The 26,431-nt window shown below is 37.0% G+C and carries 19 protein-coding genes; 4 read left to right on the top strand and 15 right to left on the bottom strand.

Annotated elements, in window-relative coordinates:
* Positions 1–10: 10 nt before the first annotated feature.
* The 6 genes from AC3FI7_RS23375 to AC3FI7_RS23350 form a co-directional block, all read right to left on the bottom strand.
* Positions 11–1,003 carry an alpha/beta fold hydrolase gene (locus AC3FI7_RS23375; RefSeq protein ID WP_491461035.1) on the bottom strand — a complete coding sequence of 331 codons (993 nt, stop codon included), beginning with the start codon at positions 1,001–1,003 and terminating at the stop codon, positions 11–13.
* Positions 1,004–1,084: 81 nt separating this feature from the next.
* Positions 1,085–2,071: an EamA family transporter gene (locus AC3FI7_RS23370; RefSeq protein WP_491461034.1), complete on the bottom strand. Its 987-nt coding sequence runs from the start codon at positions 2,069–2,071 to the stop codon at positions 1,085–1,087.
* 125 nt (positions 2,072–2,196) lie between these two features.
* Positions 2,197–4,824, bottom strand: coding sequence for a T9SS-dependent M36 family metallopeptidase (locus AC3FI7_RS23365; RefSeq protein WP_491461033.1), 2,628 nt, complete (start codon positions 4,822–4,824; stop codon positions 2,197–2,199).
* 346 nt (positions 4,825–5,170) lie between these two features.
* Positions 5,171–6,961: a 30S ribosomal protein S1 gene (gene rpsA / locus AC3FI7_RS23360; protein WP_142725551.1), complete on the bottom strand. Its 1,791-nt coding sequence runs from the start codon at positions 6,959–6,961 to the stop codon at positions 5,171–5,173.
* 260 nt (positions 6,962–7,221) lie between these two features.
* Positions 7,222–9,774: a DEAD/DEAH box helicase family protein gene (locus tag AC3FI7_RS23355; protein ID WP_491461032.1), complete on the bottom strand. Its 2,553-nt coding sequence runs from the start codon at positions 9,772–9,774 to the stop codon at positions 7,222–7,224.
* Between the two features lie 4 nt (positions 9,775–9,778).
* The gene (locus AC3FI7_RS23350) at positions 9,779–11,485 is read right to left on the bottom strand and encodes a DNA methyltransferase (protein WP_491461031.1); all 1,707 of its coding nucleotides are present in this window, start codon (positions 11,483–11,485) and stop codon (positions 9,779–9,781) included.
* 216 nt (positions 11,486–11,701) lie between these two features.
* Between AC3FI7_RS23350 and AC3FI7_RS23345 the strand changes: the two genes are divergently transcribed.
* Complete coding sequence (locus AC3FI7_RS23345; RefSeq protein ID WP_142725548.1) at positions 11,702–13,009, top strand: DEAD/DEAH box helicase; 1,308 nt, start codon at positions 11,702–11,704, stop codon at positions 13,007–13,009.
* Positions 13,010–13,097: 88 nt separating this feature from the next.
* Here the strand turns inward: AC3FI7_RS23345 and AC3FI7_RS23340 are convergent, their stop codons facing one another.
* Complete coding sequence (locus AC3FI7_RS23340; protein WP_491461030.1) at positions 13,098–13,991, bottom strand: SMP-30/gluconolactonase/LRE family protein; 894 nt, start codon at positions 13,989–13,991, stop codon at positions 13,098–13,100.
* A 253-nt stretch (positions 13,992–14,244) separates the two neighbouring features.
* Here AC3FI7_RS23340 and ccoG point away from each other — a divergent pair, with 253 nt between their 5' ends.
* Positions 14,245–15,687: a cytochrome c oxidase accessory protein CcoG gene (ccoG, locus tag AC3FI7_RS23335; protein ID WP_343658998.1), complete on the top strand. Its 1,443-nt coding sequence runs from the start codon at positions 14,245–14,247 to the stop codon at positions 15,685–15,687.
* Positions 15,688–15,767: 80 nt separating this feature from the next.
* Here the strand turns inward: ccoG and AC3FI7_RS23330 are convergent, their stop codons facing one another.
* Positions 15,768–16,649, bottom strand: a complete 882-nt coding sequence (locus AC3FI7_RS23330; protein WP_491461029.1) for an AraC family transcriptional regulator — start codon at positions 16,647–16,649, stop codon at positions 15,768–15,770.
* 84 nt (positions 16,650–16,733) lie between these two features.
* Positions 16,734–19,415 (bottom strand): reprolysin-like metallopeptidase, encoded by a 2,682-nt coding sequence (locus AC3FI7_RS23325; RefSeq protein ID WP_491461028.1) that lies wholly within the window; start codon positions 19,413–19,415, stop codon positions 16,734–16,736.
* Between the two features lie 181 nt (positions 19,416–19,596).
* Here AC3FI7_RS23325 and AC3FI7_RS23320 point away from each other — a divergent pair, with 181 nt between their 5' ends.
* Positions 19,597–19,941, top strand: a complete 345-nt coding sequence (locus AC3FI7_RS23320; protein WP_089696136.1) for a MerR family transcriptional regulator — start codon at positions 19,597–19,599, stop codon at positions 19,939–19,941.
* A 501-nt stretch (positions 19,942–20,442) separates the two neighbouring features.
* Positions 20,443–21,732 carry a helix-hairpin-helix domain-containing protein gene (locus AC3FI7_RS23315; protein WP_491461027.1) on the top strand — a complete coding sequence of 430 codons (1,290 nt, stop codon included), beginning with the start codon at positions 20,443–20,445 and terminating at the stop codon, positions 21,730–21,732.
* A gap of 76 nt (positions 21,733–21,808) precedes the next feature.
* Here the strand turns inward: AC3FI7_RS23315 and AC3FI7_RS23310 are convergent, their stop codons facing one another.
* From AC3FI7_RS23310 to AC3FI7_RS23285, 6 genes are all read right to left on the bottom strand, one after another.
* Positions 21,809–23,032, bottom strand: coding sequence for a YncE family protein (locus AC3FI7_RS23310; protein WP_491461026.1), 1,224 nt, complete (start codon positions 23,030–23,032; stop codon positions 21,809–21,811).
* Between the two features lie 155 nt (positions 23,033–23,187).
* Positions 23,188–23,910: a 23S rRNA pseudouridine(2604) synthase RluF gene (gene rluF / locus AC3FI7_RS23305; RefSeq protein WP_142725840.1), complete on the bottom strand. Its 723-nt coding sequence runs from the start codon at positions 23,908–23,910 to the stop codon at positions 23,188–23,190.
* Complete coding sequence (locus AC3FI7_RS23300) at positions 23,910–24,488, bottom strand: hypothetical protein (protein ID WP_142725841.1); 579 nt, start codon at positions 24,486–24,488, stop codon at positions 23,910–23,912. The genes rluF and AC3FI7_RS23300 overlap by 1 nt, the downstream gene beginning before the upstream one ends.
* Complete coding sequence (gene truB / locus AC3FI7_RS23295; protein WP_142725842.1) at positions 24,485–25,183, bottom strand: tRNA pseudouridine(55) synthase TruB; 699 nt, start codon at positions 25,181–25,183, stop codon at positions 24,485–24,487. The genes AC3FI7_RS23300 and truB overlap by 4 nt, the downstream gene beginning before the upstream one ends.
* Positions 25,184–25,203: 20 nt before the next feature.
* Positions 25,204–26,022 (bottom strand): undecaprenyl-diphosphate phosphatase, encoded by an 819-nt coding sequence (locus AC3FI7_RS23290; RefSeq protein WP_142725843.1) that lies wholly within the window; start codon positions 26,020–26,022, stop codon positions 25,204–25,206.
* A gap of 111 nt (positions 26,023–26,133) precedes the next feature.
* A complete protein-coding gene (locus AC3FI7_RS23285; protein ID WP_172617125.1) occupies positions 26,134–26,430 on the bottom strand; it encodes a DUF3098 domain-containing protein in 297 nt (98 codons plus the stop codon).
* Position 26,431: the final 1 nt, after the last annotated feature.

Below are 26,431 nucleotides of genomic sequence, written 5' to 3'. Positions count from 1 at the left end.
TTTCAAATATTTATTGGATAAAACTATACAGTACTTCAAAAAATTTCGGATATACTTCTATATGAGGAAGATGTCCTACATTATCGATCTCCACGAGTTTTGAGCCTGCAATTTCGCGTTGGGTTTTCTTTCCCAGTTCCTGATACTGTCCCATTTGAGGTTGAAGTTCTTTAGGAGCTCTGTCCTTTCCTATTGCAGTTCTGTCTCTAGTTCCGATAATAAGCAATGTAGGAACTTTGATATTCTTAAATTCATAGCATACCGGCTGGTTGTAAATCATATCCGAAGTAAGTGCAGCATCCCATGCTACCTGAGGATAATCTTTATGAAGAGTCCAACCCGCAATCAGGTCAAGCCAGGGTTGATATTCTTCTTTCCATTTATTATCATAATAGAATTTCAGCTGATAATTCTTATAAGTTTCCGCTGTGTTTTTAAGCTCTGACTGGTAGGCCTGATCAATAGTCTGATACGCTGCGAAAGTTTTATAATCTTCGAGCCCGATTGGATTTTCAAGAATCAGTTTCTGTACTTTCTCCGGATACAGCAATGTAAATCTGGTCGCCACCATTCCTCCCATTGAATGTCCCAGTACTATGGTTTTATCAATTTTCAGTTCATCCAGAACAGCCTTCGTATTTTCTGCCAATTGTGAAAAAGAAAACTGGTATGCATGGGGCTTTGAAGACTTTCCAAATCCTATCTGATCAGGAATAATTACTCTGAATCCTTTAGCAGAAAGGTCTTTAGCTGTTCTTTCCCAATAAGCTCCATTAAAGTTTTTTCCATGGAGAAGCATGATTACTTTTCCATTTGGTTTTTGTGGCTGTACATCCATATAAGCCATTTTCAGGTCTTCTCCCTGAGACTTGAAATTGAGAAAATGTACTTCATAGGGATATTGATAATCAGATAACATTGCATCCAGAGGTCTTACCTGCGAAAACATAAAACCGGACATCGTTACTGTGAAAATGGCGATTATATTTCTGAAATATTTCATGAAGCTTTATTTTAAAGATTAAAATTAAAAAAAACCGCTCCAACGGGAACGGTTTCAACTGTTATTTTTAGTTAAATATTTTTAAGACACTTCTGCCATTGAAACTTCTTTTTCCTTTTTTGAAGGTAAATTCATCAAAACAATAGCAAAAAGAATCAGGGCAATCCCTACCCATTGGATGAAAAATACTTTTTCTCCCAATAAAACAAAAGCCATCGTTACAGAAACCGGAAGCTCAAGAGATGAAACAATACTTCCCAACCCTAATCCTGCATTCGGGAAACCGATATTGAATAAAACCGGCGGAATGATGGTCCCAAAAAGAGCCAGAACAAAGCCGTATGTCAGGAAAATTGAATAGTTGAACGGGTGAATATGTTCTGTATTTTCTGTAAAATTCAGGTATAATGATTTTAACCCATCGAAATACATTGGTCCTATCTGGGCAAAGAATAAAAATGCAAAAACCACTACAGAACCTCCAGCCAGCATAATGATACTCTTTTTGAAAACCGGAAGATGAGTTGCCAGCGTATTGGAAGTAAACATCGTTAATGTATAAGAAGCAGCAGCCATCAAGCCCCAGAAGACTCCATGCCAGTCCAGTTTTATCTCCATGTTTATAAGATTGGTTGCCAGAACGGTTCCCAGCAATACAATAATCACAGAAATTACTTTTCTTGCATTGGGCAGTTTCCGGGTAAGGACACTTTCCACGACCACACTGAACCAAACCGACTGCATCAGCAATACAATAGCAATGGAAACATTGATGTATTGAACTGCAATATAATAGAACAGACTCGTTCCTCCAAGGGAAGTTCCCGCAAGCAGCAACATTCTGACTTCTTTAGAACTTGGCGCCGATAATTTCTGCTTCGAGGTTAGGGTCTGAATAAAATTAAGGATCAGAAGTCCTGTCAAACCTAATACGAATTGGGAAGTAGTTACTTCTGAGGTTGTAAAACCATCATGGTAAGCCATTTTCACAAAAGTGGCCAACATACCGTATATACTAGCTCCAATCCCTACAAATAAAACACCTTTTAGTATATTTTTCTTCTTCATAATTTTTTTAACAGCCTGCAAAGGTACGATATATAAATTAAATGATAGTAAAGTGCTGCGGTAACGGATAAATAAAATCGCCACAAGCAAGCTTGTGGCGATTCTGAAATGAATATAAAAGTAAATTATTTTTTAACCATTACTTTCGAAGCTGCTTCGAAACCAAGTCCTTTTATTTTAACCATATAAGTTCCGTTGACAAGATTGCTTGTAGAGATTGCTTTCTTGGCATCCGGTGAAATCTTATCTTCTGAAGAAACCAGCTTACCAGACATATCATAAAGTTCTACACTCACTTTTCCAAGGGTATTGCTTGGGAAGTTAATATAAAATTCGTCTTTAGCAGGGTTTGGATAGATAGAGATATTTTTATTCTTATCAGCATTTACTTCATGGGTAGCCAGCAGACATTCTTCCGGTACATTGAAGTCCTGAACCTGATCATTGATATTATTTTTAACTCCTGCAGATGCATTCACTCCAAGACCTCTTCTTGCAAAAACGCCCCAGATCATACATTTATCCTGTCCCTGTGTGGTAGCTAATTCTGCAGCCAATATTGCATTTCTTCCATCAATAAAGCTTGGATTACATCCCTGTAATTTCAAAGCATCAGTTACCAGCTGTAAAACTTTTGTACTTCCATTTGGAGTGGTTGATAATACATCTGAAGCATACCCATATTTTTCAACATATTTCCAGTGAAGGTCCCATAACATGGTTGCCCAAACGAAACCAATAGAGTGTACATCCGGCACTATTGCTGATCCGTTATTGTATTCCATTCCATTGGTATTTCCGTAAGTAAATCCATTAACAGAAAGGTTTGTAGAATATTTTGCTGGTCTGATACCAGCACCTGTTATCGCCTGTCCCAAAGCATAAGTACCTGTACCTCTTGCTACAGTAGCATTGTCACCGGCTTTATTGGTCAACATCAGAGCAAAGAAATCAGACCAGCCTTCTCCCATTTGTTCTTTACTCACGCCTGAATTCAGACAGTTGTATCCGGTACCTGTCATCCTGTTTGATATTCCGTGACCATATTCATGGGTTACGATTCCGTTATCAAAGCTGCCATCCGGAGTCATATTTCCTTTTAGGGTAACATTTACGGTTGTACTTGCTGCAAGCTGAGTTTTAATATATTCTCCCTCTGTATTGGTTATCAATACGGAAGGAATTGTAATTGTCGGATCGTTACCCGCCATATTTCCTATAGTAGAGCCATTCGCTACATTGTTATATACAATAGCTGCTTTAGCTCCGGCATCCTGAAGATTTTTTACTTTAACAGCAAAAGCACATGTTCCTCTCTCAACCAGTCCTATTTTATTAACCAATGAACTTGCCGGCAACGCTGTACAGCCATCCAACACTGATGAAAGTGTTATGTCCCCAGTTATTCCGTTCATAGGTAGCGGATTTCCAAACTGTGCAGTTCCGGCTCCTGGTGTACGGGAAACAGCAGCAGTAGGAGCATTATAATAAAACACTCTTCCTACCGGAGACCAAAGGTACATCTGCATTTTCCCATTGTAACCGTCCATTGGCGAAGAGAAATTTGCATTATTTAATCCGCTTCCATCCTGAGCTTCTGCATATACAGAATCATCATCTCCCCCTACAGGTCCATTACCAAAATTGTTCTGCTGGAAATTTCTGGCAGTTTCTGTAAATCCAAACTTGTAGAAAACATCATGAATTCTGTTATTCAGATAAAATAAGTTGGTAATAGCAGCATTTCTGTTGTTTACAGGAGATTCATTGATATTAAAAGGGAAATCAAAGTTTCTTGTTGCTCCTCCTTCTGCGGGAGTCCCTGTAAGATAGTTAGGAGCTGTTAAAGCTGTTCCTGCTACATCTTCATAGGCAAAAACGTTATTTCCTCTCGTTATGGTATAATGATTAATTCCGTCAGAATGCCATCCTTCAGGGGAAGCACTCAGAATCCAGGGGTTAGTAATGATTGATCTTGAACCAAAAGTAGGCGCTTCAATAGGTAATGGAAATACATTATATGATGCATTATCCGGTAAAAGCAATGGAGCGTTATTCTCTGCTACATTATTCTGAGGTCCTATTAATGTATTTTCAAAATGATTGGCATGACTATAATCAGCATCTGATCCATATGCATCATGGTGAAAATTACAAGACAGCGTCAGGTTATTTTTTAACAGGATATTTCCATTATTGGCATCTACCAAAATATTCCAGTAATTCGGAGATTTTGGTTCCATTAAAGTAAATTCATACGCCAGACGTAAATTTCCATTATCGTCGTTCGTATACACAAGTCTTTGATTGGCTGCTGTTGCTTTCTTCTGAGTTTTCTCAAGATAGGCAAGAATGGTAAAATTCGCAATATCAGGATTCTTCAGTTCTTCTGCAATTTTTTGAAGAGCCATTGATTTGTTAATAGCCGCTGTACCTGATGTAGATGCAGTATAATCTTTAATAAAGTTATCTGTATAGTAAACAATTTTACTGTCCTTAATCAATGCTGTTCCTACAGCGCTGTATACCGGTAAACCATTATAGGTCTGTAAAAATTTCACAACATTACCATTCAGAGATTTTGAAGGATCTACATTATCGACAATAATATTATTAAGGCCGGACTTTTTATATTCCCTTATTTTATTTTGAGAAATATAATCTTTAATCAATTTTTCATTATCTTGTCCGAACAGTATTGCAGGAAATGCAGAAAATACCGCAAACAAAAGAGGTAGAGCTTTGTTTTTCATATCCATTATTAAAGGCGCTAATCTACAAATATTTAACAAATAAATATTATTTTTTTTACGCAAAATTCAACAATAAAATATTTTTATTACTATATATCTTTCAAAGAGAAATTTATAATTCACATAATGAAGATTTTTAAAATTATAATCATCTATAAAACCTTATTTAATAAACATTTAAAATTCTTAAATCGAATGAATTGACTCCAAAAAGTGTCTTATAGAATATGACAGTAAAAAAAATAATGCATTTTTAATGTTTAAAAACGCTGCTTCTCTTTTATTATAATACTCATAAAAAAAGCCGCTCAAATGAGCGGCTGTATATTGATCAATGGTTCAAAGATTATTTACCTTCTTCCATTTTTCTTTTCAACTCTGCTAATGCATCGATGTCTCCAAGAGTAGATCTTTCTTCGTTGTTAGAAGAAGAAGTTACGTTTCTAGAAGAAGCTTCTTTTACGTTTTTCTTCTCTTCATCTCTGAAGATACCTGTGTGAGATACTACTACTCTCTTGAATTCTTTGTTGAATTCGATTACTTTGAATTCAGCTTCTTCACCTTTTTTGATTTTAGATCCATCTTCTTTCTCTAATAATCTTGAAGGACAGAAAGCTTCAACCTCAGCATCTTCGAATTGAACAGAAGCTCCTTTATCATGAACTTCTACTGCTTTACCAGCGTGGATCGTTCCTTCAGCATATTTAGTTTCGAACTTATCCCATGGGTTTTCAGTCAATTGCTTGTGACCTAGAGATAATCTTCTAGCCTGAATATCTAATTCAAGAACTACAACGTCTAATTTATCACCTACTGCGCAGAACTCAGATGGGTGCTTGATTTTCTTAGTCCAAGAAAGATCAGAGATGTAGATCAACCCGTCGATACCTTCTTCTAACTCTACGAATACACCAAAGTTAGTGAAGTTTCTTACAGTTCCTACATGCTGAGATCCTACAGGATACTTAGCTTCGATATTTTCCCATGGATCTTTAGACAATTGCTTGATACCAAGAGAAATTTTTCTTTCTTCTCTATCTAAAGTTAATACTTCAGCTTCCACTTCATCACCTACTTTTACAAAATCTCCGGCAGATCTTAAGTGAGTAGACCAAGACATTTCAGAAACGTGGATTAATCCTTCAACACCTGGAGCGATTTCTACGAATGCACCATAGTCAGCAAGAACTACTACTTTTCCTTTTACTTTGTCTCCAACTTTCAAGTCAGCAGAAAGAGCATCCCAAGGATGAGCTTCTAATTGCTTCATACCTAACTGGATTCTTGTTTTCTCATCATCGAAATCAAGGATAACCACTTTCACAGTCTGTCCGTCCTCAAGGATTTCAGATGGGTGGTTCACTCTAGACCAAGAAAGGTCTGTAATGTGGATCAATCCATCTACACCACCTAAGTCGATGAATACACCGTAAGAAGTGATGTTCTTAACAGTACCTTCAAGAACCTGACCTTTTTCAAGCTGAGCGATGATTTCTTTTTTCTGACCTTCGATATCTGCTTCGATCAATGCTTTGTGAGAAACTACTACGTTTTTGAACTCAGGGTTGATTTTCACAACTTTGAACTCCATAGTTTTTCCTACGAACTGATCGTAATCTTTAATTGGCTTAACGTCAATTTGAGAACCAGGTAAGAATGCTTCGATTCCGTGAACGTCAACGATCATACCACCTTTAGTTCTAGACTTAACAAAACCGTTAACGATTTCACCAGTTTCGTGAAGTTCGTTTACTTTATCCCAAGCTTTAAGTGTTCTAGCTTTTCTGTGAGATAATTGTAACTGACCAGTTTTGTCTTCTCTCTTGTCAACCATTACTTCTACCTCATCACCTACTTTAAGGCCTTGGTTGTAACGGAATTCGTTAAGAGAAATAACACCTTCAGACTTGAAGTTGATGTCTACGATAGCTTCTTTATCTGTTAATCTTACAACTTTACCAACCAGAACGTCATTATCGTCCAGATTGTTTAATGATCCGTTGTAGATTTCTTCTAAATCGCTTTTCTCTTTTCTAGCATCAGCATCAAGACCAGATTCGAAAGAATCCCAGTCAAATTGTTCAGGTGCTACGTTTTGGTTTAATAATAATTCAGCTGAATTTGTCTCTTTTGACATAATTCTAAAAAAATTTGTATTCCTTCTCTTTCAACGGTCTTAATCAATGTGATTGAAAAATACGGAAGTTATTAATATTTAATATTTTACTTTCTCAGACCTTTACCACAAAAAGTGGGTGCAAAGATAAGGATTTTATTTAAGATAAACAACAGTTTTTCCGTTTCAGATTTTCCTTATAAACAACTGGATATCAGAAAGATTGATTAGAATACGGAAGGATTTAAAAATTTAAAGAGAAAGAGGAGGTTATAAGGAGATTAGCCTGTAAGCGTTTTTTCTAAAGCTATTTCGAAGTCTCTTTCATTTTCATGGTTATAAAACGGGACAGCAGTTATTAAATATTCATTTGTATGAATGGTAATGGTTTTCTTTTCATCTCCCATTTCTCTCAAAAAGTCATCTTTCCATCTGTCATAATCAATTAAATGAGCTCCTTTTGGCTCTATAAAAACCTGATAACTCAGCTGTTTATCATTTTTTTTGCTGCAAAACAGGATAAAATCAGGCTCAAAAGCACGTCCTGCCTTATCAAATATCTTAATTTCTCTTTCATTACGGATCAGATGAATGTTCTGAAATTTTTGATTTAATCCCCGGAAGCGTCTGGAAAATAATTCAACAAACCTTTTTTCCTCATTGGTCCCATAATTGGCATTATAAGCATACCAGGATTCTTCCGAAACCACATTCTCCTGCCCATCTGCTTTTATACTGCCTTTTTTAACCCTGATTTCTTTATCCCTGAATACCTGTCGGATAGGTTGCGCCTGGAATGATGACCCTTCATAGTCCGGAATGTTGTGTTTAATATCCATTTCTATATTTTGCAGCAGCCTGTTCAATGCCTGAAGATAATCGAAATGTGAAATCTCCTGAAGACGGCTTTGGATTCCGTAGAATATGATTTCCATTCCACCCAGATACTTCTCATCTTCTATAAACTCCCGGATGGACGTTATATTGGGGAAATAACGCGAAAGATTATCAAAGTAAAAAAAAGGATTGCGGCTTAAAGCGTATCTTACTACATGTTTCTGAATATCCTTAATTCTGACGCCTTCAGATTTTATACCTTCATCAGAAGAAACCGGTTTTTCCAATTCAAAAAATACATTGGAAGTTTTCCCAACGCCGGAAGAAAGCTGATGACTGAACTTAGGTTTACTAATTCCCAGATCTTTAAAAGACTTTATATGAGTAAAACTTTTGGGTATTTTACTGTTGGAAAACACAACTCCATTTTTGTATAATTCTGTGGTTTTAAATACAGGCTTTAATTTTAACTGTTTGATTTCAAGATTGGCCTCATCTTCGTATATTCCGGAGTCGACAAGGGCTTTTTTAAGTTCTGAAATGTAACGGCTGTCTTCTTTGGTGTGGTAATACAGCTCTTCTAAAATTTTCAGATCGTTTGAAATTTCATCATCATATTTCCGCACAAACTTATCTTCTCCCTCTTCCACTGCAAAAGGATAATATCTTGCTCCACGACCGATAAGCTGGGCTTCGGAAAGTGTTGTTTTTCCCGGATTACCATCCTTCCCATCCCGGTCTTCATATAATCTCACAATATCAAATAAGTTGAGAACATCCCAGCCTTCATTAAGCTTCTGTACCGCAAATACAGCACGAATCGGGTTGTTTTCCTCTTCCAGTGTATTGAGTAAGATCTGGTTTTTCTCTGCTTCCAGGTCATTATTGGCACTCAGGCAGTTTTCTTCTCTGAAATGAGTCTGTATCCGTTTTACAATATCCGTTATTGAAATATTTCTGGCTTCAAAAAATTCAAAAGCCTTTTGAATAATAGTAACTGTAGATGTCTTCCTGATCTTATCTACCATTGTTTCAGAGAAGTCACTGATCAGCTTATGAAAGTTTTCTTTATTCTGTTCTGATTCTTTAATCGTTTTCTTGGCTTTGAAAAGAATAACAGGTTTCAGATTAATATGATGCATAATGGCGAGTTCCTGACGGTACAGATTAAGAATCAATGCCTGAATGATTCTTTCCTCTTCATCATACATGGAACGGACAAGATTAATCTCTTTGGAAAATTTATCCGTTCTGAACTGGGCGAGATCATATTTATAAATGACTTTATCTTTATATTTCTCTGCAATTTCCCGGCTTTCATAATCTAAGGTTGCTGTAAATTCAAGGAGAATATTTTCAAAATTCTGATGCAGAATCTCCAGAACGGTTTCTTCCCAGCTTCCAAACAGATTCCCGTTTTTTGTGCCGCTGTTCAGATGATGCGCTTCATCTGCCATAAGGACGATCTTCTTATCCTGAAAATCTTCATAGGTGACACTGTTTTCTTTAGTATTGTTTAAATCGATATGGAGCTGCTGGATGGTGGTAAATTTAATATTGATGTTTTCATGATCGGATTCATCAAAATTATCGATTTGTTTAAAAAAAACTTCTCTGCCATCAATGACTATTTTATCCCGAAATAAATATTTGGAAGTCTGAGGATTAAGAAAGTTATCCTTCGTTTTCTGAATAATATTATTGCTGTTGACAAAAAACAGAAAGTTACGGTATCCTTTTTCATAAAGGTGAAGCATCAGGCCTCCCATTACCATCGTCTTCCCGCTTCCTGTTGCCATATTATAAAGGAGGTGCACAGGTTTTCTGGGCTTACCGTCAAAATCTTCCTGTTCCATATACAAATAACGTCTGAAAGCTTCTTCCTGATAGGGACGAATTCCAAATTTCAGATTGTCAGTGATTCCATTGGGTAGGGGAACTTCCGCCAGGGCCTTACGGGCAAACGGATTATTGAATATTTCGTGTAAAAATATCATCTGTTTAGGGTTTAAGTTGATAAAATGCCTGTGTTACTTTTTGTTCTTCCGGTGTACATGCAAAGTTCTCATCCTTAAGAGAAGATAGGTTAACATAGAGCTGATTTTTGTCGAGAAGCTCGCAAAGATGCTGCTTCTGTTCCTGCAGGCTCAATGTTTTGAAGTCTTCAATATGCTGCTCCTGTTTCTGAATATCTACATTATAATTAAGAAAAGATTTCGCTTTCATCTCTTCCCAAATCTGAAGAAGTATTTTTTCATCTTTTGCTTCTTCTATTTTTTCTATAAAGGTTTGATTGTATTTTTTGAGTTCGAGGTAAGTATAATTTATTCCTTTAAATCTATCTTTAATAATTTCATGTGTATTTTCAAGTTGCTCAACCAGAATAAATTGTCGTTCCAAATAATTCGAAACAAAACCTGTCGTTCCACTACCTGCAAAAAAGTCTAGTATGATATCGTTTTTATTTGTGTGAGCTTTAATAAATCTTTCTATAAGTTTATAGGGTTTTTCAGTTAAATAACCTGAACGTTTTTTACCATCAATTCTAATCCTTGCTGCAACAGCCATTTTCCACCAGTTTTTATTTTTAATTCTTTCATATTCATCATAGAGATTAGACATCTCCTCTACAAATTCCTCTTTATCTCTTCCCATTTCCCACCAATCTTCAGGAATTTTTCCTCTATCTGTATATTCACTGCTTACATTTGCATTCATTTCATTATTAAAACCACCAACATGTACTTCGGATGACATACGAACATCATCTCCATTAAAAATCCAGTCAGAGGTAGATTTTGAATACCATAAAATATTATCATGTTTTCTGTTATATTGTTTCATTTTAGGAGACCCTGGTCCGTGATATGCCCAAATTATTTCATTCCTAAAATTTTCTCTATTAAAAACAGAATCTAATAAGACTTTTAAGTAATGTATTTCATTCCAATCGGCTTGAACTAATATACTCCCATCGTCTGTAAGTAGACTTTTTGCAATATCCAATCTATTCTTCATAAAAGTTAACCAAGAAGAATGATTAAACCTATCATTGTATTGAAAACTATCATTTCCTGTATTATACGGCGGATCTATATAAATCAGCTTCACTTTCCCGGCAAATTCTTTTTTCAGAGAATGTAATGAAAGTAGATTATTTCCTTTAATGATCAAATTATCAGTAATAGTACCATTTTCATCTCTATTGAATTGGTCAAAATGATGTTCTCCATCTTTATCAAACCGTTTGGCATTCGTCAGGACTTTTGGGTCCAATAACTCAGTAATTTCATCCTGTGCCAGCACTTCATTGAAGAAAATTTCTTCTCTTTTATCTTCTTCACGGCTTTGTCCGCCCTCGAGAACACAGTCTTTAAACGGCCATACCAGTGAGACTTCATTGCGCTGTTTCAAATGTTTTCCGTCAATAGTTAATCCTACTTTATTTTTAAATTGAGTATAGCTGTCATTCAGATAGTTTTTCTGCTCAAGGAACTGAATGAAAAGGTTTTGTTTAAATACCCAGACATCTTTTACCTTTATAAAGAATTTTTCTTTCAAGTCGGAGTCTTCCAACAGTAAACCGATCAGTTCTTCATCAAAGTTTTGAGCTTTATTCAGGACCACCCATTTTTTTATTTCCCCGTTGTCAGAAACGTAATTAGGTTCTTTCTTAATCTGTTTTTCAAGAGTTTGATAGAGTTTCATGGCATTCATTTTATTGGATCAAATCTACGATCGGTCTTTGGTTTAAAATTATGGTTTCCCGTAAAACGTCAATAGTGAATTTCGCTCCTGCAAGTGAATCATCAGTTGCTATGGTACAAAAATCACAATTTCTATGGGTGCCCACCTATTCCTGAAAACTCTCCCATCCCCAAACTCTCAACCACCTCAAACTCCAAAAATCACTACCTTTGCAGCATGGAACTACAATCAATCTATCAGAAACTGCAGATTCAGGATATGAATCAGATGCAGAAATCCACTTATAAGGCATCTGAAAACAATACAGATATTGTTTTGCTCTCTCCTACCGGATCAGGTAAAACCCTTGCTTTTTTATTTCCTGTTCTCAGAAATCTGAAAAAAAATGTTCAGGGCGTTCAGGCATTGATACTGGTTCCTGCCAGAGAGCTGGCATTGCAGATTGAGCAGGTTTTCAAATCAATGGGAACTGATTTTAAGGTTTCTGTTTGTTATGGTGGACATGATAAAAAGATTGAAGTCAATAACCTCATTGAAGCCCCGGCTGTGTTAATCGGAACTCCGGGAAGGGTTACTTATCATGTAAGAAATAACAATTTTGATCCAAAGACCGTTAAGACATTAGTTCTTGACGAATTTGACAAGGCTTTGGAATTGGGATTCCATGATGATATGGAGTTTATCTGTCATTCTTTAAAAGGACTTTCACAAAGAGTTTTAACCTCTGCAACAGCAATGGATGAGATTCCTGCATTTACAGGGTTAAAAGATGAGAAAACCATCAGCTTCCTTAAAGAAAATGATGTAAAACCGGATCTTCAGCTGAGAAAAGTAATGACCATTCCGGAAGAAAAGCTGGATACCTTATTCAACCTCGTTTGTAAAATAGGAAACAAAAGAACACTGATCTTCTGTAACCACCGTGATGCCGTAGACAGGATTTCTGAGCTTCTTCATCAGATGGGAATCGACAGGGAAACTTTTCATGGAGGGATGGAGCAGGATGAAAGAGAGCGGGCCCTTCTGAAATTCAGAAATGATTCTGCAAGGATCCTTATCACAACAGACCTTGCTGCCCGCGGACTTGACATTCCCGAAGTAGAATCTATTGTTCATTATCAGCTGCCTCCTAAAGAAGATGCCTTTATCCACCGAAACGGACGTACGGCAAGAATGAATGCCAAAGGCTTTGTATATCTGATCATGACTGAAGAGGAAAATTTCCCATTCATTAAAAACAATACTCCGGAAGAAAGTGTTGCCGGATTTACCAAAGTTCCACACAAAACACCTTTCCAGACGGTTTACATCAGTGCCGGAAAAAAGGATAAAGTCAACAAAGTGGATATTGTAGGCTACTTGCTTAAAAAAGGAGAACTTCAAAAAGAAGATGTAGGGATTATTGAAGTAAAAGATACTACTTCCTACGTTGCGGTTTCCAGAAATAAAGTCAATGCACTTTTAAGAAAACTTCAGAACGAAAAACTGAAAGGAAAGAAAGTAAAAATGGAGGTAGCCTATTAAAAAGCTGATTTCAGTTCGGATAAAAACAAGTCATTGCGAAAGGCTGGATTGCTTCGTCACTTCGCTTCTCGCAATGACATTTTAATTATTATTTTATTCCTCTTACTCTGGTTGGAAAAGTATAAACAGACTTAGAAGCAGTAATGAAAAGAATATCATTATTTTTTCCGCCGAAAGTGACATTGGATGTCCATTTTTCAGGGATCAGAATATGGTAAATCTTCTTTCCTGAACGGTTAAAAACATGTACTCCATTGCCTGTTAAATAAAGGTTTCCATGCTTATCCAGTTCCATTCCGTCTGACCCCATCTCACAGAACAATTTTTTTCCGGATAGTTTTCCTTCACCCAAAATATCATACACATAGGTTTTTCCGGCATCAATATCAGAAATATATAATTTCTTCAGTTTTTCGCTTCCTACAATTCCATTGGGCTGCGTGAAGGTATCTAATTTGATTACTTTTCCCTCCTTATTTCTGTAGTAAAGGCTTTTGTGCGGCAGTTCCTGTTTAAAATTTACCCAATAATCTCTTTCGTACAGGGGATCTGTAAAGTACATACCTCCAAATTCATCATTCCAGACATCATTGGGTCCGTTCAGTCTTTTTCCTTCAAAGCCTTTAAGCAGAACTTCTACTTTTTTATCCTTTGAAATTTTCCAGATTTCTCCCTGATCGTCTGAACAGGTGATCAAATATCCGTTTTTATCGAAGTGTGTTCCGTTTGCCCTTCCTGTTTTATCTAAAAATTCGATGATCCGGTTGGTTTTCCAATCCCAATAGTAGATTTTATCGTTAGGTTGATCGGTAAAGTAAACATTTCCTTCCTGGTCTGCTGATGGTCCTTCTGTGAAACTGAACTTGTCGGAAACCATTTCCGGCTGTACTCCTTCATAAAACATTTTACTATAATTTACTGATTGACAGTTTATCAATACCAAAACCAAACCAATCATGCCTGTTTTAAAGATATTCTTCATTCTTCATTTTTAAATCTGCAATTTACAATATGCTCCAGAGGTTTCAAAATATTTTCTCATCTCGGTACAATAAAAATCGCAATCGAAAAATGTCCTAATTGTCCTATTTTTGAAGTAGATCCTATTAGTAGTCAAAGAATATAATACGGAGCTTTGCAGTAATGGATCAATCATTTTTTCATGAGAATGTTCTTTGAAAAAAGGGATGAATTCAGATGAAAATTGTACCAAAATACTTTTAGAGCATACAACAATGAGCGCAGAGTCCAACAATATCAAGTCTTTGGAAATTGACAACGAAGATTTCAGAAATTCAGTGGGAACCATGGATGAAACCGGAAAAAGAAAGTGGATTTTTCCCAGAAAACCTAAAGGAAAATATACCAACTACAGGAATTACACCAGTTATATTCTTCTTGCCTTGTTCTTCGGGTTGCCATTTGTAAAGATCAACAATAATCCTTTTCTGCTCATCAATGTCATCGACAGAAAATTCTTTATTCTCGGCCAGCCCTTCTACTTGCAGGACTTTTTTATCCTTGCGCTGGGAGCGGTGACTTCTGTCATTTTTGTCATGCTCTTTACCGTGGTTTTCGGAAGAATATTCTGTGGCTGGCTGTGTCCGCAAACGCTTTTTATGGAAATGGTTTTCCGTAAGATTGAATACTGGATCGAGGGAGACAGAAATAAACAGATGAAACTCGACAGACAGGAATGGGATGCAGAAAAAATCCGTAAAAGAGTGACGAAATGGTCTGTTTTCCTTTTGATTTCTCTGGTTATTTCCCACTTCATGTTCATGTATATTGTAGGATACGAAGAGGTTTTCCGTATTATGGGTGAAGGTCCTGCTGAAAACTCACTGAAGTTTACAGCCATGATATTCTTTACAATGACATTTTATTTTGTTTTTGCATGGCTCCGTGAGCAGGTATGTACACTGGTCTGTCCTTACGGAAGACTTCAGGGTGTACTGATTGATAAACAGACCATCAATGTATATTATGATTTTAAAAGAGGGGAAGGCCGTGCAAAGTGGAGAAACAATGAAGACAGAAAAGCAGCAGGAAAAGGAGATTGTATTGACTGCAACCAGTGTGTTGTAGTATGCCCTACAGGAATTGACATCAGAAACGGACAGCAGCTCGAATGTGTAAACTGTACAGCCTGTATCGATGCCTGTGATGAAGTAATGGAAAAAGTAGGTCTGCCTAAAGGGCTGGTACGTTATGCTACAGAGGCTGAAATAGAAAACCAGGAAAAATTCAGATTTACCCCTAGAATGAAGGCAACCACTGTAATTCTGGCTTTACTGATCGGATTCCTTGGTTTTTTAATGTATGACCGTGGTTCTATGGAAGCCAAATTCATCAAACCGGCAGGTTCTACTTTTTTCGTTAAAAATGGTAAAATCACCAATACCTTTATTTATACCCTTCTGAACAAATCTAATGAAAAGAAAATCCTTACCATTAAAGTTATTACCCCAGCTAATGCAGAGATCACTTATTTCGGTTCTGAAAAAATTATATTAAAAGGAGACCAGATCCTGAAAGGGAATATTAACATCTCTTTTCCTGAAAAAGAAATTAAATTCTCCAAACAAAATATGGTGATTGGCGTGTTTGATGAAAATGGGAAGCTGATCGATTCGTTTGAAACCACTTTTGAAGGGCCATTTAAGTTAGCTTTATAGGTAATAGGCTGTAGAGATTAGGGAAAGGAGTTGAGATTTCCCTAATTTCCCCCAAATTTAAACCTTTTGTTTTAAACTCATTAAGCCTTATATTTCCTCATAAACTGAGTAGGAGTCATTCCGGAAGTTTTCCGGAATACCCTTACAAAGTAAGAATACTCTTCGTATCCCAGCCTGAAGGCTATTTCCACAAGGCTTTCATCCAGATACATCAGCATTCTTTTGGCTTCCAGCACTACTCTTTCAGTAATCACCTCGGTAGCTGTTTTCTGAACAACCGTCTGTACGATCCTGTTCAGATGTTTGGCGGATAACCCCAATAAGGAAGCGTAATAAGTAATTGATTTTTGTTTTGCAAATTCCTGCTCAATCAGATTTTCAAATTCCTGATAATGTTTAAAGTAAGAAAGTCCGGCAGCAGAAGCCTGTGTATCAAATTTTTTTGAAAATAACCTTGTAGCATTGATAAAAATCTGAGACATCAGAGACAGAATCAGCCCTTCTTTCATGACATTTTTAGCCTGATGCTCTTCTCCCAGTTCCTGGAACAGATTAATATTTTTCTTCAGCTCATGAGCATCCAGCTGAAGTTTTCTTGGAAAAGATACAGAGCCGAAAAAGGGAAAATTTCTGAGTTTCTGATTCACATAATGCATTTCATAGAATTCCTGAGAACAGAAGACAATATAGCCATCAATATCTTCTGAAAGCTCCCAGCTGTGAATCTGCCCCGGGGACAGAAAAAAAAGGCTTCCTTCAGAAACCTCATACCTCTGAAAGTCGATTTCATGAACTCCTGTTCCTTTGGTAAAAAGAACCGCTGCATAGAAATCATGCCTGTGAGGTTTTTCTATGTGACGATGCCCTACCACCAGATGATTCTTCATTGTATTAAAGTAAAAATCTGAAGTATTTTTACCAGCCTGGAAAAGATCAATATGAAGAACTGAGATTGGATTCATCATGCCTTAATAACAAATGACAAATTTAAATAAAAAAAGGACCGGTCAAGACCGATCCTCTTTATCTGTTATAACTATTGTATGTTATTTTATAATAAGTTTGCTGTTATATGTTCCTTTTGAAGAATTGATGCTGATCACATAAACTCCTTTGGGTACATTTACATTGAATTCTTTTGTTGTATTTCCTTCACTCTTATATGCTGAAGTATAGATCAGTCTGCCACTTGAATCAAACATATTTATTTTCACCTCTCCTTTAATATTCTGAGATTTGACAAAGAAATTGCCATCACTTGGATTAGGGTAAATTTTAATGTCATCTGCCAGTGGAGAATTGGTTTCTTTAATTCCTAATGACTGTGTCTGGCGGGTACATACCTGAAGCGTCCATCCGTTAATTGTTCCGGTATCTCCCGTATAATTATCCGAAGCAAATAATTTCCACTGTCCCTGCGCTGGGTGTCCTACAAAAATTCCCAATGATTCATTAGATTTGGCTTCTCCCTGAATTGGAGTGGCACAAACAACAGTATTTCCGGTATCACTGAACGTAGCCGTTATATTATCCTGGGAACCACACTGTCTGTTCCAGATCAGGGCAGATGTTCCCATAGGGCCTTCTATTCCCAGTGAAACATCACTCACATAGGTATGGGTAACAGAAGGAGTCACTTTAATTTTAGTAATAATCCCAGGATTGTTTACCATTAAAGGAGCTGACACCTTTGGAGATGCAATAGCAGCTGCTCCTCCGGGACCATCGGTAATAGGAACTGCAGGCCCTCCGTATGTATAGGTCGTACAGCTTTCTCCCTGTACTGTATAATCAATAACAAAGCTGGGGCTTACCGCATAGTAGATATTTCCTACAGCTTCCACCATAATATAGGCATTGGTAGCCGTAGATCCGGTCGGAATGGTAACCTGCTCATTTCCGTCGTTAGGCGTATTGGCAGCAATCGTAGTAAATGTCTGTCCTCCGTCTGTAGACAGTTTAATATTTACATTCGCTGTACTTACAGGAGCCTGTGTTGTATTGGCCACATCCCATGTTACATTTACTGCTGATCCTGAAGCAGCAGACTGTCCGAATGCAGGTGCAGTGACTTTAAAAGGACCGGAAGCATTGTTTACTGTAATCATCATTGCATCCTTACTGGTTTGAGGTGCCGTAATGCTGTTATTTCTTACAGTCAGGGCAAAATTAAGACTCCTGCCCACTCCTGAAACCGTTTCCCATTTCGTGGTAAGAACACCGGCTAACACTTTATTAAAGTCAGGGAAATATCTTACAGGTGTACCTACCGGAACCACAGATCTGAATGTAGGACCACTTGGTTTGTTAAGATATGGGATAGAATTGTTTCCTGTCTGAGATGACCCTGAATCCATCTGTTCCCAGGTATAGGTATAAGATGCTGTATTGGGATCTGTTGACGTTCCTTTAAGTACAAATGCTGTAGATTTTGGGATCACATAATCCGCACCTGCATTTATGGATGGTGCGGGATCCGCAAAAGGTGTATTTGTACCACAGGCGACACTGTTTATTCTGTCTTTAATTTCCTGTACGCTAAATCCATGAAAATAATCATTGGAATTAAACTGCACATCATAGTTGCTGGTAATTCCTGTGTATGCCATAATGGTAGAACCGCTTCCCGGCTCCACCAGTGAAGCAAGATTCCCCGATGCAGTGCTGTAGCTGAATGTATGGTTAGCTCCCAGCTGATGTCCCATTTCGTGAGCTACATAATCGATATCAAAATTATCGCCTTCCGGAAAATTACTGGCTGTCCATCCCATTGCCTTAGTCGCATCATCACAGATATCTCCCGGTGCATATCCGTTACCGTCCTCACGGTCAAAAATATGCCCCATGTCATAATTGGCTGCTCCAATGAGATTGGTAATTGTTGTCTGACCGGCCTGGTTTTGTTCATCCGATGCTGTATAAGGATAAGAAGGTGAAGCGGAGTCTACAAAAATGACAGCATCATTATTGGCAACCAGATTAAAATGAAGGGAAAGGTCTTTTTCAAAAACACCGTTCAGACGTGTTAAAGTAGCATTCATTGCTGCCAGTACAACGGCCTTTTTCTGTGCCTCGGTTGCAGTTGCGGGTGTTCCTGCTGCTGTAAGGTGATATTCTGCATATTCTGCTGTACAGGTAATAGCAAGTCTGAAAATATTAAAACCTGCTACCTTTTTATTGACCGCACCGCTTTTTTTTTCAGAATTTTTGATTTCTGGTTTATTGGGGGTAGCGCACTCAAAAGGTTCTTTGTCCTGCCCTCTTCTTGCATTGGAATCAAAAACAGCATATACCGTCCTGTCTTCAGTATAGGGTTCAATAAACTCAGAAATTCCCGACCGGGTGATCATAGAAGAAAAACCAACAGGAGAAAGACTGAATCTTACATATGCAGAAGGATCTTCCAGTCCTGTTCCTACATAAGACCTGATATCAGGAAACTTCGCCTGTAATTCAGGGGCCATATTGGAGTATTCCCAGACCTGGAATCTTTCCAGCTTTCCGCTGGCGGCAGGGAGTGAAATAACCACTCCTTTTTCATTTGAAAAACGGACCGGGGCATTCTTCAATGTCTGTCTTAGCTGATCAGTATTCAAAGCATAAAGCCCGGAAAATTCAAGTTTTTCCTGTGATTTTTTAACTTTCTGAGACCTGAGCTCAGTTCTTGTCCACTGTGAATATCCTAAAAAAGGAAGCATCAGTGAGAAAATAAAGAAATAATATTTCATATCATTAATGGTTTGAGTCTCACTAAGATATTAAAAAAAATCAGACTCATTTAACCTTTTGTCACTTATTTATGAATAAAATACATTGATCTTACGCAACAAAAGTCATACAGCACTTTTTATCATATATTTTGGATAAAACTTTAAAAAATTTTTATCTTTGAACTTTAGGAGTCGTAAAATGAAAATAAATTTACCTGATAAACTGTATTATTCTATAGGAGAAGTGGCTAAAGCATTCGATGTAAACACTTCATTAATACGTTACTGGGAACAGGAATTCCCTATTATCAAGCCTAAAAAAAACAGAAAAGGGAACCGGTATTTCACTCCTGAAGACATCAAAAATCTTCAGATGATCTACCATCTGGTAAAAGAGAAAGGATATACCCTTGACGGAGCCCGTATCGCCCTCACCACCAACAGTAAAATCTCCGAAACCATTACCCTCATTGACCGTCTGGAATTTGTAAAAGCTGAATTAATCAAGCTGAAAGAATCTTTGGGAGAAAGAGATAGTGAATAAATAGGATAAAATATAAAAAATCCGCTGCAGTCTAAATTTGCAGTGGATTTTTTGTTTACGGACTTTGCTATTCATAAGCTTCCGGATGCCCCCTTAATTGCCCGTTCAAAAACATGGTAATAAAACCGGGTTATATATTAGCTATGCCCCATACAGACGATCTTGTTAACGGATATTATAAGGGAGAACCAAATAAAAGATTTTAGAAATTTTATCAAACATGAAATTTTCTTTTAAATTGAGAGTTATTCCTCCTCATCCTTACTTAAGAAACTCTATAAAAGATGTTTAGAGACTGATGTTAAATAAAGTTTTGTCAAAAAAAATTATATCCCATCTGCAAAGCAACAAATACTTGTCGTATAAAAACAAAAACTCATAGAAAATTCAATCATGATATTCATGAAATTATCACACAAAAGTTCGCTATTTTCATTATCTTTTAAACAATAAAGCACTTTCCCTATTCAATATTTAACCATTTCATGCCTAACTATTGCAATGCTTTGTTTTTATGAATATGTTTACTGGATGATGAGAAAAAACTATTACCAGAAATTGGCTTTTATGTCCACGTTGCTGACTGTTTTGCTTGCCTATCAGAAATATACGAGCAGGGAAAAAGAACCTTTCCCTGAAGTTACATTCATTGCAGATGCTTCAGTACCTGTCAGCCTTTCAGATTTTGATCCCAATGTACTGAGTAAGGAGCAATGGCAGAAACTCGGATTTTCAGAGAAACAAAGCATCACCATTCTTAAGTATAAGGATATTATAGGTGGGAAATTCACTTCAAAAGAGCAGCTTAAAAAATGTTATGCCATTTCCCAGGAGAAATTCAGTGAACTGGCCTCTTTCATTCTACTTCCTAAAAGAACGGGAGGAGATCATCCAAAGGAGACTGATGTTTTTAAAAAGAAAAAAATTACGATTTCAGGAGCTTTCAATCCTGATCAGTTTTCTGTAAACGACTGGATCAAAATGGGTTTCAGTGAAAAACAGGCAGCGGCTATTTTAAAATATAAAAATTACCTGGGCGGAAGTTTCATCAGTAAAGAAAAATTTAAAGAATGTTTTATTATTTCACCGGAAAATTACAGCAAAATTGAACCTTATCTTTTATTGCCTGCAAAGACCCCCGAAAATTTTAGAAATTCAGCAAAGAACACTCCTAAAACAACGATTCAATATCATTATTTTGATCCCAATCAGTTGGATACAGAAGGCTGGAAAGCACTTGGATTCTCAGAAAAACAGGCTGTTATCATCATCAATTACCGGGACCGGAATTTACGGGGAAGTTTTAAAAGCATAGATGATCTTCAGAAATGTTTTGTGATTTCTGCTGAAAAATTCCAGGAAATAAAACCTTATATTAAACTTCAGGAACGGCAGCAGGAAAAAACGGATTTTTCAAAAACAGATCTTAATGTCATTACGTTCAAACAGCTTACAGAATTCGGACTGGATGAAAGAAGTGCCGGTTCAATCATTGGTTTCAGAAAGAAGCTGGGAGGTTTTGTCAACAAACAGCAAATCTTAACGACTTATCATATTGATCAGGATCTTGTTCAAAAACTGATTTCAATAGCCCCTCTGAACGCCACAGATGTTCCCAGGTATTCATTAGTGGATGCTCCCGAGGAATGGCTTAAAAACCATCCCTACTTTAAATATTCTGCGGACAAAATTATTTTCTACAGAATCAGTTATCCTGATGATAAAAAAATATGGAAATTTTTAAAGTTGAAACCCGAGTACGAAGAAAAAATGAGATTGTACATAAAATAAAAAGAAACATTCTCAAAAGTCAAATAATTTGGCGTTTGAGAATGTCTCTTGATCATTTAAAACTCTATTTTAAATTTTAGTGATGCATATAACTGCTGGGACCATTAGTGCCTTCAATTGATTCCAGCAGGATTCCGTATTGATTGCGTAAATCCACTGTCCCCAGCTTTTTTCCTGTATTAATATCAATGACGCTGATGGTTCCCGAGTTTAGATTGGGAAGATCCAATAAGTTGTTCTGTACAGCAACCACCTCTTTTCCTGATTTCGTTTTAAAGAAGGCCATATGGTGTGCACCTCTATCAGCTTCAAAAGTCTTCAAAAGCTTTAACTGGGGAAGATTGCTGATATCAAAAACAAGTACTTTTCCAGGGTCTGCAAAACTTACATACAGCTTGTTGGAATCGTCAATATACATTTCAAGGGCCCACCCTAATCCTTTTGTACTTCCGTCAAAGATTTTGGTAAAAGCATCGTATTTTTTGGTCGTAGTATTGTAGGGAGCCATCCAGATGTCACCACCAAGCATTGTTGTAGCAAGTGCATACTGCGGAAATTTCCCACGCAGCAGTAAAACTTCGACGGGAGCAGATAAATCCGTTGGTGAATCTGCTACCTGATAGGTTTCCTTTATTTCATAGGTATTAAGGTCTAATAATGTACAGGTATTACCCATCCCGGTGGTAAGATCCGGGTGGATGGTGGAGGTTACCATCACCAATCCTTTTTCCTCGTTCACTGAAATACCATGCGGATACATGATAAACTTGTTGGAATTGGCCTGAATGGGAGATTTAATCGTTTTGACAAGCTGATTATTATTCGCATTAAAAACCCCTACACTGCCGTCTTTCGGACCGCCTGCCCCACCCATAAAGGTCATGAAGTATCTTCCGTCATTCGTAAAAAATAAATTTTCACCTACCGTATTCTCTCCCGTATCAATGGGAGTTGCACTTATTAATTGAGGTTGTCCGTTTTGATCTTTTCCTGTTTTTATTTCATAAAGATAGCTGCCTCCCAAAGCGGTGGTGAACATCTTTTTTGCATTCTGATTGTAATAGATATGATGGGGCAATACACCAATACCCAATTCAAGTCTGCTGCTGATATTTCCGAAATTCGGGGCTTCGGGATCCAGTTCAATAACGGCCATTCCGTCTGATGCTCCTTTTAAACTTCTGTAATCAATGTAAAACGACGTATCATGGGGATGGTCGGGATTATGGTTCTCATTTAGGCAACTTGTAAAAAGTGCCAAAATAGCAAGAAAGGGAACTGAATTAAATTTTAATTTCATGATTTCTGATTATGGTTGTTAGTATCATAAATATAAAATATTTTCAGTGAAAAATAAAATATATTACACCAATATGTGAAAAATTATTAATAATAGATAAAGAAATAAGTTTCAGGTTCTATTACCTGAAAAGATGAAATTAAAAATTAAAAATTTTAGTCAAAGGTTTTGCTGGAATCAGCGAGCAAAGAATTTAAGGTATGAAGCTCCTCATCGGTCAGATCTCTCCATTTTCCGATCGGGAGATCGAGCTTAATATTCATGATACGGATCCGTTTCAGTTTTTTGACTTCATATCCGAGATATTCACACATTCTTCGGATCTGTCTGTTGAGCCCCTGGGTAAGAATAATTCTGAAATTCATTTCGTCAATCTTCTCAACTTCACATTTTCTGGTCACCGTATCAAGAATTGGAACCCCATTTCTCATTTTTTCAAGGAACTTTGGAGTAATCGGTTTATCTACGCGGACAAGATATTCCTTTTCGTGGTTATTACGGGCTCTCAGAATCTTATTGACTATATCACCATCGCTCGTCAGAAGGATAAGTCCTTCACTGGGTTTATCCAGTCTGCCGATAGGAAAAATTCTTTTCGGGTGGTTGATGTAGTCTACAATATTATTTCTTTCACGCTTTGTATCCGTAGTACAGACAATTCCTACCGGTTTATTAAAAACAATGTATACAGGTTTTTCCTGAGGTTCTCTGATTGGCTTTCCGTCTACTTCTACAAGATCTTCATCTGAAACTTTTGTACCCAATTCAGGAATTTTACCGTTTATTTTGATTCTTCCTTCTTCCAGAAGCTTATCTGCCGCCCTTCTTGAGCAGTACCCTACTTCTGATAAATATTTATTGATACGCGTCTTTTCCATTAGTCTATTCCGTAACCGGTATAATTTTTATTGCTGAAAATAGTAATTCCATAGCTTAAGCCTATAAAAAAACCATCAGCTCCTTCTTTAAGTTTATGTGATTCAAAAACAATTCCTCCTTCCTGACTTAACCTTTTTGAATAGGAAACCTGCATTCCCAGTCTGGCTCCCCAGAATTCTGTATCTGAAATTGCAGAATGATTAAGCTGCTTTCCATAGTTAATATCAATATAAAATGGTCGGTCTCCGGGAGAAAAAATAATCTTTGGCTGGATAACCCAATAGATCAGATGGTAATTATCCTGAATAAAGCTATACTTCAATCCTGTTCCCAGTGCAAAGTTAGGAAGAAAATTATATCCTCCTATAGCAGTGATCCCATAAGTCAGATTTCCCAGTAATGATCTTTTCTCAATATACTGCGAATTGCTGGTCTGATTCTTCTTATTGATATTAAACCCTACATTAAGCGAAGGATTAAAATAAAAATCCATTTTTGATTTTCCTGTTTCTGTTTCCTGAGAAAAGGTGTTGATAAAAAACGCGATCAATAAGAAAAAGGATAATTTTATTTTCATAGGCTTTCGAATCTGTAATCGTTATTCAGGAACTGATCTGTAGCATCTTCAACCGCATAATCACCAATCTTGGTACGCCTTAACTGTGTCAGATAAGCGCCCACTCCCAGTTCCTGTCCGATATCATGAGCCAGACTTCTGATATACGTTCCTTTTGAACAGCCTACGATAAAACTTACAAGAGGAAAATCTATTCTAATATCTTTCATATAATGAATGGTGGTTTTTCTTGCCTTCATTTCCACTTCTTCCCCTGCTCTTGCAAGATTGTATGCTCTTTCACCATCAATTTTAATGGCTGAATATACGGGGGGCTTCTGTTCGATTTCTCCTACAAATTTTCCCAGAACGTCTTTTACCTGTTCTTCCGTAATATGAGAAATATCCTGCTGAAGAATTTCAGGTTTTTCTGTATCGTAGGATTCCGTTTGTACACCAAGCTTGATTTCAGTCCAGTATTCCTTGGGAGCGTCCTGGATCTCAGGAATTTTCTTTGTAAATTTACCACAGCAGACAATCAAAAGGCCGGTTGCTCTGGGATCCAGGGTTCCTGCGTGTCCTATTTTAAATTTTTTAGGAAGATCAAATTCTCTTTTAAGCTTATATTTCATTTTATTGACAGCCTGGAAGGAAGTCCAGTCCAAAGGCTTATCCAATAAAAAAATGTATCCTGATTTCAGTTCTTCAGCAGTCATGAATAGTATAGTATAATTTCTTATTTAAAGAAATAAAAATAAATTAACAGGGCAACTCCTACAAAAATACGGTACCAGCCCCAAGGTTTAAATCCATATTTGTTCAGTACTCCGATAAATGCCTTGATCGCAATAAGAGCTACGATAAATGCTACTATATTTCCGATTACAAAAATCATAATATGATCCTGTGAAGCCATGATCATTTCATAGCCTTTCTGTGGATTTGGAGTTTCTTTCCCCCATGTTTTAACAAAAACTGAGTATACCGTTACCGCCAGCATTGTAGGGACTGCAAGAAAGAAAGAAAATTCTGCAGCAGCTTTTCTGGTAAGTCCCTGTGTCATCCCACCAATAATAGATGCGGCACTACGGCTCGTTCCTGGCATCATTGCAAGGCACTGCCAGAAACCAATAGTAATGGCTTTTTTTATGGTAATTCCTTTTTCGTCATCAATTTTAGGATTCTTGAACCATTGATCTGCAAACAGCAAAACGACACCCCCTAGGACCAATACCGAAGAAATAGCAATCTGATTTCCAAGAACGGCTTCAATTTTATCATCAAATAAATACCCCAATACCAAAGCCGGAACCACAGCAAAAGCAAGTTTGAAATAGAACTGGATATTGTTCAGGTCAAAAAACTTTTTCCAGTATGCCACGACCACAGATAAAATGGCCCCAAACTGAATAGACACCTGAAACATTTTTAAAAATTCTGTTTCTTCCAACCCCATAAGATTCGCTGTGAATCCCATATGTGCTGTAGAAGAAATCGGAAGATATTCTGTCAGTCCTTCTACAATGGCAATAATAATTGCTTTGATTAAATCCATATTCTTTTAAAAATTAAAAAGATTAAAAGATTTAAGAATTAAAAAAATCAGCACATAGGCTCACCTGTTTCAATTCTTAAATTTTTTAATCCTTAAATAAAATTATTTTGTTTATTTTCTTTTTAAGATGGCATATACTTCTATGACAAAGCCAATAACAACAAACAGAGGTGCTATTCTGATTCTTCTGATAGAAAAGATACCGTCATTCCATGAGTTAGGATCAAATTTTCCATCTACCGTATTGGCATCAGGCCCCATCATCAGTAGAAATCCTACTACAATAAATGCCAAACCTATCAGCATCCATTTGAAATTCTGCTGCCCGAAATAGAAAGTGTTTTCCTGCGGCACTTCTGCTTCACGTCCAAAGTCTGAAGCGGAAAATTTATTTGTTTTTTTGCTCATG

This window comes from Chryseobacterium sp. TQ-BC-N36 (genome assembly GCF_058382295.1).
The sequence above is the reverse complement of the archived record's forward strand: the minus strand, read 5'-3'. Positions and strand labels throughout refer to the sequence as shown.